This window comes from Streptomyces sp. NPDC055287 (assembly GCF_053646035.1).
Genome location: NZ_JBSHNE010000008.1, coordinates 71,908 through 88,084, shown reverse-complemented (window position 1 = coordinate 88,084; position 16,177 = coordinate 71,908). Strand labels below are relative to the sequence as shown.

Annotated in this window: 13 protein-coding genes, 1 tRNA gene and 1 pseudogene; 11 read left to right on the top strand and 4 right to left on the bottom strand. The window is 69.8% G+C overall.

Features of this window, described 5'->3' with window-relative positions:
• Together ACWIHY_RS15265 and ACWIHY_RS15260 are read right to left on the bottom strand one after the other, a co-directional pair.
• Nucleotides 1-1,776 (bottom strand): annotated as a pseudogene (locus tag ACWIHY_RS15265) (SUKH-4 family immunity protein); the annotation flags it as partial.
• Nucleotides 1,777-1,783: 7 nt separating this feature from the next.
• Nucleotides 1,784-2,767, bottom strand: coding sequence for an SMI1/KNR4 family protein (locus ACWIHY_RS15260; protein ID WP_454376123.1), 984 nt, complete (start codon nucleotides 2,765-2,767; stop codon nucleotides 1,784-1,786).
• Between the two features lie 241 nt (nucleotides 2,768-3,008).
• Here ACWIHY_RS15260 and ACWIHY_RS15255 point away from each other — a divergent pair, with 241 nt between their 5' ends.
• Together ACWIHY_RS15255 and ACWIHY_RS15250 are read left to right on the top strand one after the other, a co-directional pair.
• Nucleotides 3,009-3,590, top strand: a complete 582-nt coding sequence (locus ACWIHY_RS15255) for a YwqJ-related putative deaminase (protein ID WP_454376122.1) — start codon at nucleotides 3,009-3,011, stop codon at nucleotides 3,588-3,590.
• A gap of 10 nt (nucleotides 3,591-3,600) precedes the next feature.
• Nucleotides 3,601-4,116, top strand: coding sequence for an SUKH-3 domain-containing protein (locus ACWIHY_RS15250; protein WP_454376121.1), 516 nt, complete (start codon nucleotides 3,601-3,603; stop codon nucleotides 4,114-4,116).
• Between the two features lie 196 nt (nucleotides 4,117-4,312).
• Here ACWIHY_RS15250 and ACWIHY_RS15245 read toward each other — a convergent pair whose 3' ends face one another.
• Nucleotides 4,313-5,647: a sensor histidine kinase gene (locus ACWIHY_RS15245; RefSeq protein ID WP_454376120.1), complete on the bottom strand. Its 1,335-nt coding sequence runs from the start codon at nucleotides 5,645-5,647 to the stop codon at nucleotides 4,313-4,315.
• A gap of 153 nt (nucleotides 5,648-5,800) precedes the next feature.
• Here ACWIHY_RS15245 and ACWIHY_RS15240 point away from each other — a divergent pair, with 153 nt between their 5' ends.
• From ACWIHY_RS15240 to ACWIHY_RS15210, 7 genes are all read left to right on the top strand, one after another.
• Complete coding sequence (locus ACWIHY_RS15240) at nucleotides 5,801-6,661, top strand: hypothetical protein (protein WP_454376119.1); 861 nt, start codon at nucleotides 5,801-5,803, stop codon at nucleotides 6,659-6,661.
• A gap of 26 nt (nucleotides 6,662-6,687) precedes the next feature.
• Nucleotides 6,688-6,759: transfer RNA gene (locus tag ACWIHY_RS15235), tRNA-Gln, on the top strand.
• A 109-nt stretch (nucleotides 6,760-6,868) separates the two neighbouring features.
• On the top strand, nucleotides 6,869-8,317 hold the full coding sequence (glmU, locus tag ACWIHY_RS15230) for a bifunctional UDP-N-acetylglucosamine diphosphorylase/glucosamine-1-phosphate N-acetyltransferase GlmU (RefSeq protein ID WP_454376118.1): 1,449 nt from the start codon (nucleotides 6,869-6,871) through the stop codon (nucleotides 8,315-8,317).
• A 121-nt stretch (nucleotides 8,318-8,438) separates the two neighbouring features.
• A complete protein-coding gene (locus ACWIHY_RS15225) occupies nucleotides 8,439-9,416 on the top strand; it encodes a ribose-phosphate diphosphokinase (protein WP_454376117.1) in 978 nt (325 codons plus the stop codon).
• Nucleotides 9,417-9,603: 187 nt separating this feature from the next.
• On the top strand, nucleotides 9,604-10,188 hold the full coding sequence (locus ACWIHY_RS15220; RefSeq protein WP_454376116.1) for a 50S ribosomal protein L25/general stress protein Ctc: 585 nt from the start codon (nucleotides 9,604-9,606) through the stop codon (nucleotides 10,186-10,188).
• A 125-nt stretch (nucleotides 10,189-10,313) separates the two neighbouring features.
• Nucleotides 10,314-10,904 (top strand): aminoacyl-tRNA hydrolase, encoded by a 591-nt coding sequence (pth, locus tag ACWIHY_RS15215; RefSeq protein WP_454376115.1) that lies wholly within the window; start codon nucleotides 10,314-10,316, stop codon nucleotides 10,902-10,904.
• A gap of 66 nt (nucleotides 10,905-10,970) precedes the next feature.
• A complete protein-coding gene (locus tag ACWIHY_RS15210; protein ID WP_454376114.1) occupies nucleotides 10,971-11,438 on the top strand; it encodes a hypothetical protein in 468 nt (155 codons plus the stop codon).
• Nucleotides 11,439-11,555: 117 nt separating this feature from the next.
• Here ACWIHY_RS15210 and ppc read toward each other — a convergent pair whose 3' ends face one another.
• Nucleotides 11,556-14,282, bottom strand: coding sequence for a phosphoenolpyruvate carboxylase (ppc, locus tag ACWIHY_RS15205; RefSeq protein ID WP_454376113.1), 2,727 nt, complete (start codon nucleotides 14,280-14,282; stop codon nucleotides 11,556-11,558).
• Between the two features lie 218 nt (nucleotides 14,283-14,500).
• On the opposite strand from ppc, the gene ACWIHY_RS15200 reads away from it, so the two are divergent.
• Complete coding sequence (locus tag ACWIHY_RS15200; protein ID WP_454376112.1) at nucleotides 14,501-15,484, top strand: acyl-CoA desaturase; 984 nt, start codon at nucleotides 14,501-14,503, stop codon at nucleotides 15,482-15,484.
• Complete coding sequence (locus tag ACWIHY_RS15195) at nucleotides 15,481-16,170, top strand: TetR family transcriptional regulator (protein ID WP_454376111.1); 690 nt, start codon at nucleotides 15,481-15,483, stop codon at nucleotides 16,168-16,170. The genes ACWIHY_RS15200 and ACWIHY_RS15195 overlap by 4 nt, the downstream gene beginning before the upstream one ends.
• The last annotated feature ends 7 nt before the right edge of the window (nucleotides 16,171-16,177 follow it).

Below are 16,177 nucleotides of genomic sequence, written 5' to 3'. Positions count from 1 at the left end.
CCCCGGCATACCGCCACCCTGACTCGGGTCGGCGAACATCGTCGCCGCATGGTGAACACCCCCACCGGGAGGCGGCGTCGGCGCACCGGGCGGACCAGGAGGACCGGGGGGACCGGGAGGAGTCGCCTGACCGGGCGCACCGGGCGGACCAGGAGGACCCGGCGGCTGCGGGACCCCCGGCATACCGCCACCCTGACTCGGGTCGGCGAACATCGTCGCCGCATGGTGAACACCCCCACCGGGAGGCGGCGTCGGCGCACCGGGCGGACCCGGAGGACCGGGAGGCTGCGGCCCGTCGGGCCCCAGCGCCGAAACGAGCTGCGTCGGTACGTAACCGCCCGCCGGGGCGCCGGGCGTGCCCGGCCCCGAGGGAGGCGGCGGAACCGCACCGGGCCGCGTACCCGGCGTACCGGGGGCGCCGGGCGGCGGCGGAGGCGTCGCACCGCCCCCACGCGCACCGCGCGGCACAGCGGCCTTGCTGGTCGCTGCGTCGGCGATGTCACCGGCACCGGGCCGGGGCCCGCCGGGGCCCCCCGGAGCCACCGGCGGCTCCGGAGCCGGGCCCGGGACCGCGGGGGCGACCGTGGTCGAGGGCAGGCGGCTGCCGCCCGACATCAGCGCCGTCCTGGCCTCCGGCGGCACACCGGGCGGCGGAGCGTCGTCCTCGTCGGACCCGGAGAGAGGCGGAGCGAAAACCGTCGCCGGCAGCGGGACGGACGCATCGTCGGAACCGGTGGCCGAATTGGTGTCGGTCCCGGCCCATGGGGTCGCCCCGGCGGGCGTCGCGGGCACACCGTCGGACGCGGTGGGCTCGTAGTCGGGCCCGTTGGCGCTGGGCCAGGGAGTGCCTCCGGACCCGCGCTCGGCCTGCGAAGCGTTCTCGCTCCCGGGCCCGCCCCAACTCCCGGCGCCGGTCGCGGCACTGGCGTCACCCGACACCCCGTGGGGCCCGGAAGAGCCCCAACCACCGTCGGCAGAGGGCGCACCGACCCCGTCCTGCGGCCCTCGAGCACCGGCGCCGGCGTCGCTACCGGCCGAATCGCCACCCGCCGAAGAGGAAGCCGGACCCACACCGGAGGGCGAACCCGCCCCCGCCTGAAGCCCGTTGATACCACCGGCACCGCCCGCCGAAGGCGAAGCCGCCCCCGCGCTCACGGCGTCGGCCCAGCCGGCCGCCGAGGGCGAACCGACCCCGGCCTGCGGCCCGACGCCCGCACCGGCGAGAGGCCAGTCACCACCGTCAGAAGGCGAACCCGCAACAGCGGAAGCAGCGGAAGCCGCCCCCGCGTCCGCAGGAACCGCGTCCGCAGGCGCACCGGCCACGGCACCCGCACCCGCACCCGCACCGGCATCCGCACCAGGGCCAGGGCCAGGACCAGCCTCACGTCGGTCCGGAATGCCCATCTTGTCCGCCGCGTCCTGGAGCCACTCCGGCGGCGTCAACAGGAACGACGTCTGCTCCAGATCCACCCGCTGCGCCGGAGCCGGCCCCGCGTCCACCGCCGGTGACACGTCCGGCGTCCCGTACTCCTCCTCGTACCGGCGGATCACCTCACCCACCGGCAGCCCGGGCCACAGCGTGGCCTCACCGCTGTCCCGGGCGATGACCAGGCGGTGCCTGCCACCGTCCGAGGCGGGACCGTCCGCACGGTCCTCCGCCCACACCACGAAGCCGAGTTCGAACTCCCGCACCCGCACCTCACGGTGCGACGGCACGGGCACATCCCCGTTGACCCACTCTTCCGCGCGCTCCTGCGCCTGCGCGAACGTCACCATCGGACCGTCACCTCTCGTCCGAAACCGGGACGGCGCGCGCGAAGCCGCCGTCGACCATCAGATTCGCCACGGTCTCCAGCTCCGGCGGATTGCCCGCCAGCCGCTGCAGAAAGGCGTCGAAGTCGTCACCGCAGGGCAGCAGCAGCCGGTCCACACGCTCGTGCACCGTCCAGCCGTCGCGGTCCCGCGCGTCGTCGTACGCGACGAACCACACCGAGCCCACCGCCTCGCCCCTGACCTTCACGGCCAGCAGGCCGCCCTGCACGAAGGCGACACCCAGGAAGTCCTTGGTCATGTGGTCGCGCAGGCACTTGTTCACGTACACCAAGTCGTTCACCGCGGCCTCGTCCCGCACCGTGAAGAACGGCTGGTCGACCAGCAGCCCCAGCTCCGCGTCCAGCGCCGCACCCACCGGCGCGCACCCGCCCGCCGCCTTCAGGAAGGAACGGTACGCACCCGGAAGCCGGTAGCCGAGATCCTCCTCCACGCCCAGGATCTGCTGCTCACTGACCGATACGGAACCCTTCGGCAGCCCGAAGTGGGCCGGCCGCGTCTCCTGCAGCGGGCGCGTGCCGCGCTTGTCCTGGTCCACGGCGGCCGTCGTCAGCCCGCCATGGTGGCGCAACAGCGCCTTCACCTCCACGGGTACGAGCTCCATGCGCCGGCTGTTCGGCACGTGATGCCACGTCCACCCGTGCGGAGTCGCGACCGCCGGAATGGTGTCCCACAGGTCGTGCCCGTCGGCGGCAAGCGCCGCATTGGCGGACACATAGTCGGTGAGCCGCAGTTCGTCGACGCCGAAGCCCTCCGGGGGCTCGGCGATCTCCGCGGCGGCACGCGCGTACGGCGTGAAAACGGGAAAGCCGGCTTCGTCCACACGCACACCCTGCGGATGGCGGGAGGCCCGGACCGGGTCCGGGAAATGCACGAGCTGCCCGGCGTAGGCCGCATTCGGTGGCGCGGCTTGCTGCCCGAGCCGACCTGTCGTCATGGCGAATGCCCCCTGCTGCGTCTGGCTGGTTCGCACAGCCTATGCGCTGGGGCAACAGGCGGTCCCGCCCCTGGCCTTGCGTAACGAACCGTCACACCGGGGTCACCGCTCGGCGACACACGTACACGATTCACCGACCCAGCTTCCGTACCAGTGGACACATTTGGCAGGCTGTCCCAGCAACGCGGGGGCGTGCACACCAGCGGCTACCCCGCCGCGGGCACGGGAGGGGAGCACCACCATGCACACTGCACCGACAGCCGCTACGACAAAACCGACAGGCACGACCACGACAACGACGGCAGGGACGCCGGCCACGGCAACGGCCACGTCCGGAGACCCCCGCCTCAGCTGGAGCAGCAGCGAACCCGCCCCTGTGCCCGCCCTCGGCCACCGCCGCGACGGCATCCTGCCGACGGTCGCCGCCGCACTCTCCGTGCGCGGCAGCGACACACTGACGTGCACCGCCGGCCGGGGCGACCAGCCACCCCCGCTGCACCCACTCGTCCAGGACTTCCTCGACACCCTCACCAGCGGGCAGCGCGAGCGGTTCACCGGCCGCTGCCCGGAAGCGATCCTCCTCTCCCGGCACATCACCGCCACCGAGGCAGCGCGCTCCAAACGCGCCTCCCGCAAACCCCTCACCACGGGCGAAGCCCGCCGCTCCCTCAAACACTCCAAACTCACGGCACGCCGCATCCGCGAGGACGGCGACCCACTGCACGGCAGCTACGCCCCGCCGTGCCGCTCCTGTACGCCGATGCTCGCCCATTTCGGCGTACGCGCAGTAGACCCCACCGCGACCTCGAACGAGAAGGGCTGATCCGCAGCCGATGCCCGGCCCCAGCAGCAACACCAGCACCACCCGCTTCCCCGTGGCCGTGGACGCCGCCCTGCGCGCAGCCGGCTGGCAGCCCGGACGCTGGGACATACGGCAGGCGGAGCACTGGGCCGACACACTGCGCGCGCACACCTCACCGGCGGGCCACCGCCACAGCGTCTTCCCGGCAGCCGTCGAGGCATGGGCCGAATTCGGCGGCCTGCACATCGCACCGCCGGGCCCCGGCCGGCAGATCGCGCCCACACCCGTACGTTTCGACCCCCTGAGCGGCCTGCACCACGCCCGTACCCTCGCCGACCTCGGCCGGGCACTCGGTACCGAGGTATGCCCACTCGGCACGGAACTCGGCGGCGAAGGGGACGACAGCCAGGCCCTACTCGCGATCGACACGGAAGGCCGCGTCTACAGCCTGGACCACACCGGCGACTGGTACCTCGGCCCGGACCTCGACCACGCCCTGTCCACCCTGGTCACCGGCACCCAGCCGAACCGGCTCACACCGGCGTAGGCCACGGCACCACGGAACCCCGGCTCGCCCCACCGACGGGACGACATCCGCCGCGGCCGACCACACCCCTCCCCCGGACGGGCCGGAACGCACACCGCGGGGACCGACCAGCCAGGCACTCACCCCGCCTCGGCCACTGAACGGCCCCACGCTCCCCCACGGCCGGACAACCCATCAGCCATCGGCCGTCGGCCGCCTACGCCGCCTGCCGCGGCCGCGCCGGAAGCACCGCCGAGACACGGAAACCACCCGCGTCCGTCGGGCCGGACACGAACACACCACCCAGCGCCGTCACCCGCTCCCGCATCCCCACCAGACCATTTCCCCCACTCGGCAAATCCGCGTCCGCCGTACCCCCGTCCGACGGCCCGTTCTCCACCTGCATGGCGACCTCCGACCCCCGGTGCGCCAGCCGCACCCACGTCTTCGCACCCGCCGCGTGCTTGTGCACATTCGTCAGAGCCTCCTGCACCACGCGGTACGCCGTCTGCTCCACCAACGCCCCGCAGGCGACCGGATCACCCTCCACCGAGAACTCCACCACCATCCCCGCCTGCCGCGACTGCCCCACCAGCGCCTCAAGATCCGCCAGACACGGCCCGTCCTCCACCCCGGCAGCCGCCACCGCCGCGGCCGCCGCCCCCACAGCCGCCAACGGAACACCCGACGCCACCGGCCGCCGCCGCTCTGCCGCATCCCCCGAACGCAGCACCCCGAGCATCTCGCGCAGCTCCGTCAGCGCCTGCCGCCCCATGTCCCCGACCAGCGCCGCGTTCCTCACCGCCTTGGCGGGGTCCTTCAGCGCCACCGCCTGAAGCGCCGCCGCGTGCACCACCATCAGACTCACCCGATGCGCGACCACGTCATGCATCTCCCGCGCGATCCGCGTCCGCTCCTCCGTACGCGCCCACTCGGCCCGCTCCTCCGCCCGGTCCGCCAGCAGCGACAGCTCCCGCTCCAGCGAATCCGCACGCTCCCGCAAGCTCTCCATCAACCGCCGGCGCGCCCCTATATAGAGCCCGTACAGCACCGGCGGCCCGGTCAGCCCCAGCGACAAAAAGAGCGAAACCAGCGGCACGTACCAAGGGCCGGGCCTGAAATCCCCCTCCGCCGCGTTCGCCACGTCCTGCTGGGTCCGTACGAACGTCACGATCAGCGTCCCGGCCAGCGACATCCCCGCCAGCACCGTGATGATCCGGCGCGGCACCTCCGACGCGGCCAGCGTGTACAGCGACACGATCCCCATCAGGAACGCCATCTCGGCCGGCGTCACAGCGATCGACACCAGCACCACCGCGATCGGCCACCGCCGCCGCACCACCAGCACGGACCCCGCGACCAGCCCGAACACCACACCGACCGGAACCGGCAGCCCCGCGTCCCCCGCGAACCTCACACCCTCCACAGCACATTCGAGCGCCGAAACCAGCGCCAGCCCCACATCCAGGACGACACTGCGCCGCCTGTCCCACCACCAGTAGCGCCGGGCGGTCATGCCCGTGGCGTCCTGATCTGCCCCCGTTACGGTCATGCCATCCACCCTACGGGCGGCCGCCACCCAATATCCGGAGACCGGACGAGTACGAAAGCGGCCCGCGCCCACGAAACACGCGTTGTCCACACGAACAGTTGAATCGCCCGTATTTTCGACCCGGGAGTCCGCATACCGAACAAGGCTGCTCGCATGACGGAAACCCTCGGCAAGTACGCCGACTTCGAAAGCCTCCGCGAACAGGCCGTCCAACTTCGCAGGGAAGGTCTCAGTTTGCGGCAGATCCGCGATCGACTGAAGGTCTACAACAACGACATTCTCCAGCGTCTGGTGAACGGCGAGCCCGCACCGGAGTGGACCAAGCGTCCGAACGCCAAGGACGACCTTCGAGCCAAAGCGCGTGATCTGCGCCTCCAGGGCCTGACCTACGACCAGATCCAGGCTCAGTTGGGATGCTCGAAGAGCTCTATCTCGCTCTGGGTACGGGATCTCCCGAAGCCAGAGCCTCGCTACACAGACGAGGAACGCCACGCCCTCATGAATGCAGGCCTCGCCCGCCTGCGGGCAGCCCAAGATCAGAAGCGCCAGGAAACGAAGCGCATGGCACAGGACGAGGTCGGCCAGATTTCAGATCGGGAGCTGTTCCTGATCGGCGTCAGCCTCTACTGGGCCGAGGGAACTAAGGACAAGGCGTACCGCCGCTCGGAGGTTCTCCAGTTCATCAACAGCGACCCAAACATGATCCGGGTCTACCTGCGCTGGCTCGAGATTCTTGGGGTCACGCGCGAGCGCATGCAGTTTCGCCTCAGCATCCACGAGTCGGCAGACGTCCCCGAAGCCGAGCGGTTCTGGGCCGACCTGACCGGCGTCGATGTCACCGACTTTCGTCGCGCGACGCTCAAGAAGCACCTGCCGAAAACCACACGGAAGAACACCACCGCCGATGAGTACCGGGGATGCCTGATCATCTACGTCACGAAGAGCGCCGAACTGTACCGTCGCGTGGAGGGTGCCTGGTACGGCATAGTGTTGGGTGCCGATCGGGCGGCCTGACCAAATGTCCGGTTCGTTCGGTTTGTTCCCCTGTGGTGTAATTGGCAGCACTGAGGCTTTTGGTGCCTTAAGTCCGGGTTCAAGTCCTGGCAGGGGAGCATCTGCGCGCGGGTCCTGACCACACTGGTCAGGACCCGCGCGCGTTTCGGGCATGACACCCCCCGGTATCCTGCGGGTGTCCACCACCCGAAGCCGAAGGGCATCACCGTGAGCGCCAATCGCCCGGCCGCCGTCGTCGTCCTCGCAGCGGGTGAGGGCACCCGCATGAAGTCGGCCACCCCGAAGGTCCTGCACGAGATCAGCGGGCGCTCGCTCGTCGGGCATGTCGTCGCCGCCGCCCGCGAGCTGGACCCCGAGCACCTCGTCGTGGTCGTCGGCCACGCCCGCGAGCAGGTCGCCGCACACCTCTCCGAGATCGACGCCGAGGTCCGTACCGCCGTACAGGAGCAGCAGAAGGGCACCGGCCACGCCGTGCGCATGGGCCTGGAGCAGCTCGCCGACGGGATCGAAGGCACTGTGGTCGTCGTCTGCGGCGACACGCCGCTGCTGACCGGCGACACACTGGCCCGTCTCGCGGGGACGCATGCCGCCGACGGCAACGCGTGCACCGTGCTGACCGCCGAGGTCCCCGATTCGACGGGGTACGGGCGGATCGTGCGGGACCGGGACAGTGGCGCGGTGACCGCGATCGTCGAGCACAAGGACGCCACGGACGCGCAGCGTGCGATCAGGGAGATCAACTCCGGTGTGTTCGCGTTCGACGGGCAGCTGCTCGCGGATGCGCTGGGCAAGGTCCGTACGGACAACAGCCAGGGTGAGGAATACCTCACCGATGTGCTCGGCATCCTGCGGGAGGCCGGTCATCGGGTGGGCGCGGCGGTCGCGGCCGATCACCGGGAGATTCTGGGGATCAACAACCGTGTCCAGCTGGCCGAGGCGCGCCGGCTGCTGAACGGGCGGCTGCTGGAGCGCGCGATGCTCGGTGGTGTGACGGTGGTCGACCCGGTGTCGACGTTCATCGATGTGACGGTGACGTTCGATCAGGACGCTGTGGTGTACCCGGGTACGCAGCTGCTGGGTGCGACGCATCTGGGTGAGGGGTGCGAGGTGGGTCCCAACACGCGGCTGACGCATACGGTCGTTCACGCGGGTGCTCGCGTGGACAACTCGGTCGCGGAGGGCGCGGTGGTCGGTGCGGGTGCGAATGTGGGCCCGTACGCCTATCTGCGGCCCGGTACGAAGCTCGGCGCGAAGTCCAAGGCCGGTGCGTATGTGGAGATGAAGAACGCTGTCGTCGGTGAGGGCACGAAGGTGCCGCATCTGTCGTACGTCGGTGATGCGACCATCGGCGAGTACACGAACATCGGCGCTGCGAGCGTCTTCGTGAACTACGACGGTGAGGCGAAGCATCACACCACGATCGGTTCTCACTGCCGGACGGGCTCGGACAACATGTTTGTGGCGCCTGTCACGGTCGGGGACGGCGCGTACACCGCTGCCGGCTCCGTCATCACCAAGGATGTGCCGCCCGGTTCGCTCGCTGTCGCCCGTGGGCAGCAGCGGAATATCGAGGGTTGGGTGGCTCGTAAGCGTCCGGGAAGTGCCGCTGCGCAGGCGGCTCAGTCGGCGGCCGAAGTGGTCGAAGGCGAAAGCTGACCGGAAACGGGTGCGCCACTGACGGCGTACCGTGATAGGTGCACACAATTCGGCTGGCTCGTATGCGATTCATAGGCGTGCGGGCGCAGCAGCAATGATTCACGTCCGAGGAGACAGTGCTGTGACCGGGATCAAGACGACCGGCGAGAAGAAGCTGATGCTCTTCTCCGGCCGCGCCCACCCCGAGCTGGCCGAGGAGGTCGCGCACCAGTTGGGTGTCGGCCTCGTGCCGACGAAGGCTTTCGACTTCGCCAATGGTGAGATCTACGTCCGCTACCAGGAGTCGGCGCGCGGTGCCGACTGCTTCCTGATCCAGAGCCACACGGCTCCGATCAACAAGTGGATCATGGAACAGCTGATCATGCTGGATGCTCTGAAGCGGGCGTCCGCGCGGAGCATCACCGTGGTCGTGCCGTCGTACGGCTATGCCCGTCAGGACAAGAAGCACCGTGGCCGTGAGCCGATCTCGGCCCGTCTGATCGCGGACCTGATGAAGACCGCCGGTGCGGACCGCATTGTCACGGTCGATCTGCACACCGACCAGATCCAGGGTTTCTTCGACGGCCCGGTCGACCACCTTTTCGCGCTGCCGGTTCTCGCGGATTATGTGGGCGCGAAGGTGGACCGTTCGAAGCTGACGATTGTTTCTCCGGACGCCGGCCGTGTGCGGGTCGCCGACCGTTGGTGCGACCGTCTGGACGCGCCGCTGGCGATCGTCCACAAGCGTCGCGACAAGGACGTCGCCAACCAGGTCACGGTCCACGAGGTCGTGGGTGACGTCGAGGGCCGTATCTGTGTCCTCGTCGACGACATGATCGACACCGGTGGCACGATCTGCGCCGCTGCCGAGGCGCTGTTCGAGAATGGTGCGGAGGACGTCATCGTGACGGCCACGCACGGCATCCTGTCCGGCCCGGCGGCCGATCGCCTGAAGAACTCCAAGGTGAGCGAGTTCGTGTTCACGGACACGCTGCCCACCCCGGGCGAACTGGAGCTCGACAAGATCACGGTGCTTTCGATCGCGCCGACGATCGCGCGTGCGGTGCGTGAGGTCTTCGAGGACGGTTCGGTCACGAGCCTCTTCGAGGAGCAGTCGTAGCATCACCGTCTGATCCGTAGATCGATTTCTGGTACGGCCTCCCCGCCGGGTAGACTCCCTGAGTTGCTCGGCGAGGGAGGCCGTACTCATGCAGTACGGCGCATCCGTTATCGACGCGCTCTTCGTAGCAGGCCGTTTCGTGGCCGGGTGACCCATCCGTTTTTCGTCACCTGCGAGGAGTGCAGCCATGGCTGAGATCAAGATCGCCGCTGAAGTCCGTACCGAGTTCGGCAAGGGCGCTGCCCGTCAGACCCGCCGTGCCAACAAGGTTCCCGGTGTCATCTACGGCCACGGCGCCGAGCCCGTACACGTCACCCTGCCGGGTCACGAGCTCATGATGGCGCTCAAGACCAGCAACGCGCTGCTCAGCCTCGACGTGGACGGCAAGACCGAGCTCGTCATCCCCAAGGCCATTCAGCGTCACGCCATCAAGCGCAACATCACCCACGTCGACCTGCTCGCGGTCAAGCTGGGCGAGAAGGTCACGGTCGAGGTCGCGGTCCACACCGAGGGCGAGCTGGCCCCGGGCGGCAACCTGCTCGAGAACGTGCTGAACACGCTGTCGGTCGAGACCGAGGCCACGCACATCCCCGAGTCCGTCACGGTCTCCATCGCGGGCCTCGAGGCCGGTGCCTCGATCCACGCGAAGGACGTTCCGCTGCCCGAGGGCACGACCCTGGTCACCGACCCGGACGCCATCGTCATCCAGGTCCTGGCCCCGCAGGCCGAGGAGGCCGCTGCCGAGGGTGAGTCCGAGGGCGCCGAGGCCTGAGCCTCGCCGCTCGGCTCGTAGTTTTTGTCCAGCCGCCGTTCCGTGCCTTTGTGCGCGGGGCGGCGGCTGGCGTATGAACCGGTGGGGATCCGGTCGCGGATCCGGCGTATGAAGGAGACATGCAGATGACGGACGCAGCCGAGCCCTGGCTGATCGTGGGTCTGGGCAATCCGGGTCCTGATTACGCGGCCAACCGGCACAACGTCGGCTTCATGGTGGCCGACCTGCTCGCGGAGCGCATGCGGGCCAAGTTCAAGGCGCACAAGGCGCGTGCCCAGGTCGTCGAGGGCCGTATGGGTCCGCCGGGTCCCGCGAACCGGCGTGTGGTGCTGGCGAAGCCCCAGTCGTACATGAATCTGTCCGGTGGGCCGGTGACGGCGTTGCGCGACTTCTACAAGGTGCCGACGGCCAACATCGTGGCGGTCCATGACGAGCTGGACATCGATTACGGGACCCTGCGCGTGAAGCTGGGCGGCGGCGACAACGGTCACAACGGTCTGAAGTCGATGACCAAGTCGATGGGGCCGGACTACCACCGGGTGCGTTTCGGGATCGGGCGGCCGCCGGGTCGTATGCAGGTGGCCGATTTCGTGCTGAAGGACTTCTCCTCGGCGGAGCGCAAGGAGCTGGGTTACTTCGTGGACCGGGCGGCGGATGCGGTGGAGTGTTTGGTCACCGAGGGGCTGGAGCGCGCGCAGACCACGTACAACTCATAACAATCCGCCCGGACACCTTGGCCACAGGTTGACCGAGCGCTGTCACATGGCCAAGGATCGCGGTTCATGGCCACGAAGCGGACCCAAGCCCTCCTGTACGCCCGACGGGCGGCGATGACCGCCATCGCCCTGCTGCTGCTCGTCGCCGGCGTCCGTTCCTCCTGGGGCACTGCCCAGCACGTCATGCTCGCCAAGGGGCGGGAGCACGGGACGCTGACGGTCGCGGCATGCCACGGCGAGACGTGCACCGGCACGTACACCCCCGAGGGCCGTACGCCCGACCACCCGCGCGTGACGATCGACAAGTCCGTCGCGGCGAAGAAGGGGGCGAGGCTCCCGGTCGTCCTGAAGCCGGGCACGACCGAAGCGGTACGGGCCGGTGCGCCCGGCATCCTCCACGCCTGGGCGCCGCTGGGCGGCGCGCTGCTGCTCGCGGCGCTGGTGATCGCGGGCGGCCTGCGCCTGACGCGCCTGGCGTGGGGTGCGGCCCTGGCGGGCGGGGCGCTGCTGGGCGCGGCGTTCCTGGCGCTGTGACGGCAAGCGGCGCCGCACGGGAAGCCGGGCAACAGGAAGCCGAGCAACGGGAAGCGAAACGCCCGCTGCCCCGCACCGGACGGTGCGGGGCAGCGGGCGTTTCGTCGGCCGGGCAGGTCAGCCGGTGTTGCGCAGGCCGGCGGCCACACCGTTGACCGTGAGCAGCAGCGCCCTCGCCAGCAGCGGGTCCGCCTCCTCGCCCCGCTCGGCCGCCGCGCGCTGGCGGGCCAGCAGCGAGACCTGGAGGTAGGAGATCGGGTCCAGGTAGGCGTCGCGGATCGCGATGGTCTGCTGGAGCCCGGGGCTGGAGCCGAGCAGCTGCTCGCCGCCCGTGATCCGCAGTACCTCGGCCACCGTGAGCTCGTGCTCGGCGCGGATCGTCTCGAAGACGTGCTTCAGGTCGTCCGGGACGAGGGTGTCGACGTAGTGCTGTGCGATGCGCAGGTCGGTCTTGGCGAGCGTCATCTCCACGTTGGAGAGGAAGTTCCGGAAGAAGTGCCACTTCTCCTGCATCTCGTCCAGGACCGTGTCGAGTCCCGCCTCGCGCAGCGCCTTCAGGCCGGACCCGACGCCGTACCAGCCCGGCACGATCTGCCGTGACTGCGTCCAGCCGAAGACCCACGGGATGGCGCGCAGGCCGTCGAGGCCGGCGCCGCTGTCGGGGCGGCGCGAGGGGCGGGAGCCCAGGTGCAGGTCGGCGAGCTGGTCGACGGGCGTGGCGGCGAAGAAGTACGCCGGCAGGTCCGGGTCCTCGACGAGCTTGCGGTACGCGGTGTGCGCGGCCTCGGACACCGTGTCCATCGCCGCGTCCCAGCGCGCGAGCGACTCGTCGGACTGGCGGGGCGAGGTGTGCAGCGCGGACGCCTGGAGCGTGGCGGCGACCGTCAGCTCCAGGTTCTCCCTGGCCAGGGACGGCACGAGGTACTTGTCGGAGATGACCTCGCCCTGCTCGGTCACCTTGATCTCGCCCTCCAGGGTGCCCCACGGCTGCGCGAGGATCGCGTCGTGCGAGGGGCCGCCGCCGCGGCCGACGGTGCCGCCGCGGCCGTGGAAGAGGCGCAGCCGTACGCCGTACCGGTGCGCGACGTCACGCAGGCGGCGCTGGGCGCGGTGGATCTCCCACTGGGAGGTGGTGATGCCGCCGAACTTGGAGGAGTCGGAGTACCCGAGCATGACCTCCTGGACGTCGCCGCGCAGCGATACGAGCCGCCGGTACGACGGGTCGGCGAGCATCTCGTCGAGGATGACGTCGGCCGCGCGCAGCTCGTCCGTGGTTTCGAGCAGCGGCACGATACCGATCTTCGCCCAGCCCGCGTGCAGGTCGACCAGACCCGCTTCGCGGGCGAGGACGGCGGCGGCGAAGACGTCGTCGGCGCCCTGGCACATCGAGATGATGTACGACTCGATGACCTCGGGTCCGAAGCGCTCCAGCGCTTCCCTGATGGTGTTGAACACGCCGAGCGTCTTCTGCCCTGCGGCGTCCAGCGGCGCCGGGGTCGGGGCCAGCGGCCGGCGCGACCTCAGCTCCTTGGCGAGGAGCCGCTGGCGGTAGTCGCGCGGCATGTCGGCGTAACGCCAGGATTCCTCGCCGAGGCGGTCGAAGAGCTGCCCGAGGGCGTGGTGGTGCGCGTCGGCGTGCTCGCGTACGTCCATCGTGGCGAGCTGGAGGCCGAACGCCGCGAGGGTGCGGATCGTACGGTCCATGCGGCCGTCGGCGAAGAGGCCGCCGCGGTGCTCGCGCAGCGACGTCTGGATGAGCGCGAGGTCGGCGATGAGCTCGCCGGTGCCGAGGTAGTCGATGCCGGGCTGGTGCGCGGTGCCCTTGGCGAGGCGCTCACGGGTGTTGAGGAGCTTCTGCCGGATGCAGGTGGCCTTGAGCCGGTAGGGCTCCTCGGCGTTCAGGCGCTTGTAGCGGGGGCTGATGGGCAGCCGCTCCAGGTCGTCCTGGAGGGAGGCCAGCAGTTCCTCGGTGACGCCGGTGTAGCGGATGGAGTTCGACAGCTGCCCGCGCAGCTGGTCGACGAGCTCCAGGGCGTCGGTGATGCCGTGCTCGTGCTGGAGGATCAGTACGTCCCAGGTCACGGCGGGTGTGACGTTCGGGTTGCCGTCGCGGTCTCCGCCGATCCAGGTGCCGAAGGTGAGCGGCCGGGTACCGGCGGGCAGCTCGACGCCGACGCGCTCCAGCTCGGCGGCGAGGTCCTCCAGGACGTCGCCGACGGCGCCGGCGTGCAGTTCGTCGAGGTAGTAGATGGCGTTGCGCGCCTCGTCGGCCGGCTCGGGGCGTACGACGCGCAGCTCGTCCGTCTGCCAGATGAGGTCGATCGATTCGGCCAGACGGAGGTCGTGCCTGCGCCGGTCGGACGCAATCACGGGGGTTTCCAGGAGCTCGGCGATGCGCCGGAGCTTGTTCAGTACGGACCGGCGCGCGGCCTCGGTCGGGTGCGCCGTGAAGACGGGCCTGACGTTGAGGTTCTTGACCGTGTGGCGCAGGTGTTCGGGGTCGGCGTCCTTGAGCCTGTCCGCCGTACGGGCGAGTAGCCCGCCCTCTTCGGCGCGCTTCGCCCGCATTTCCCGGCCGCGGTGCACCTGCTCGGTGACGTTGGCAAGATGGAAGTACGTGGAGAAGGCGCGCACCAGCCGGGCTGCGGTCTCCAGGTCGGTGTCTCCGAGCAGCTCGGCGGCGGCTTCGCCGTCGGTGCGCGTCAGGGCGCGCACCTGCTCGACCAGCTCGAGGAGTTCCGGGCCTTCCTGCCTTACGAGCGTCTCGCCCAGCAGGTCGCCGAGGCGGCGGATGTCGGCACGGAGCTCCGCGCTGGTGTTGGAGTTCTGGTCGGCACTGCTCACAGGTGCGGCTCCTTGCAGTGTTTCAGCACGTCTGGAGGTTTTGTGGACCACGCTGTCCGACGACACCCAGGATATGCGGCGCGGCCGAACGCGTTCCCCGCGGCCTCTTGCCGCCGGGCAAAGCGCTGCCATACTTACGACGCCGTAGGTTACGCATCCGTAGCCAGAGCTTTCGCGGCAAGAGCTTCCGACACTTCCCTCACCCCACAGGGGACCCCATGACCACTCCTTCCGACGTGCTCGAAGACGCCCGCGAGGCGGGTAACGACACCTCGGCTCCCACTGCGACCCGCGGCGGGGAGTCCAAGCGCTCCATCGAGCAGCTCGCGCTTCTCCTCTTCATCACCGTCCCCTTCCTCGCGCTGCTCGCGGCTGTGCCGCTGGCCTGGGGCTGGGGCGTGAGCTGGCTCGACCTGGGCCTGATGGTCTTCATGTACTACCTCGGTTGCCACGGCATCACGATCGGGTTCCACCGTTACTTCACCCACGGTTCCTTCAAGGCCAAGCGCCCGCTGCGCATCGCCCTGGCGGTCATGGGCTCGATGGCGGTCGAGGGGCCCCTGGTCCGCTGGGTCGCGGACCACCGCAAGCACCACAAGTTCTCGGACGCCGAAGGGGACCCCCACTCCCCCTGGCGGTTCGGGGAGACCCTGCCGGCTCTGATGAAGGGCTTGTGGTGGGCGCACATCGCCTGGATGTTCGACGAGGAGCAGACCTCGCAGGAGAAGTACGCCCCGGACCTGATCAAGGACCCGGCGATCCGCCGTGTCTCGCGCGACTTCGCGTACTGGACGATCCTGTCGCTGGCCATCCCGCCGCTGGTGGGTGGCCTGGTCACGATGTCCTGGTGGGGCGCGTTCACGGCGTTCTTCTGGGGTTCGCTGGTCCGCGTGGCGCTGCTGCACCACGTCACGTGGTCGATCAACTCCATCTGTCACGCGGTGGGCAAGCGCCCGTTCAAGTCGCGTGACAAGTCCGGCAACGTCTGGTGGCTGGCCGTGCTGTCCTGCGGCGAGTCCTGGCACAACCTGCACCACGCCGACCCGACGTCGGCGCGCCACGGCGTGATGCGGGGACAGATCGATTCGAGCGCCCGGCTGATCCGCTGGTTCGAGAAGGCCGGCTGGGCGTACGACGTCCGGTGGCCGAGCGCGGACCGGATCGACTCCCGACGCAAGAGTGAGCCCTCCGAAGCGGCATGATGGGTGACGTGGCGATCGACGGCAGCAGTATGAACAGCGAGAAGAGCAGGCCCACTCCGAGCCGGCGTGCCCGACGCGTCCGCATGACCGGCAAGGAACGCCGCGAACAGCTGCTGGACATCGGCCGCACCCTCTTCGCGGAGAAGGGTTTCGAAGGCACGTCGGTGGAGGAGATCGCGGCGAAGGCCGGTGTCTCCAAGCCCGTCGTGTACGAGCACTTCGGCGGCAAGGAGGGGCTGTACGCCGTCGTGGTCGACCGTGAGATGGGACGTCTGCTGGACATGGTCACCGGCGCGCTGACGGCCGGCCATCCGCGTGAGCTCCTGGAACAGGCCGCGTTCGCCCTGCTCGACTACATCGAGACGTACACGGACGGCTTCCGCATCCTGGTCCGGGACTCTCCCGTGGCGCAGTCCACGGGCTCGTTCGCTTCCCTGATCAGCGACATCGCCACCCAGGTGGAGGACATTCTGGGCCTGGAGTTCAAGGCCCGGGGCTTCGACCCGAAGCTGGCCCCGCTGTACGCGCAGGCCCTGGTCGGCATGGTCGCGCTGACGGGCCAGTGGTGGCTGGACGTCCGGAAGCCGAAGAAGGCGGAGGTCGCGGCGCACCTGGTGAACCTGTGCTGGCACGGCCTGGAGAACCTGGAGGCGAAGCCCCGTCTCATAGGTCACAGGAAGAGCTGACCCGGCG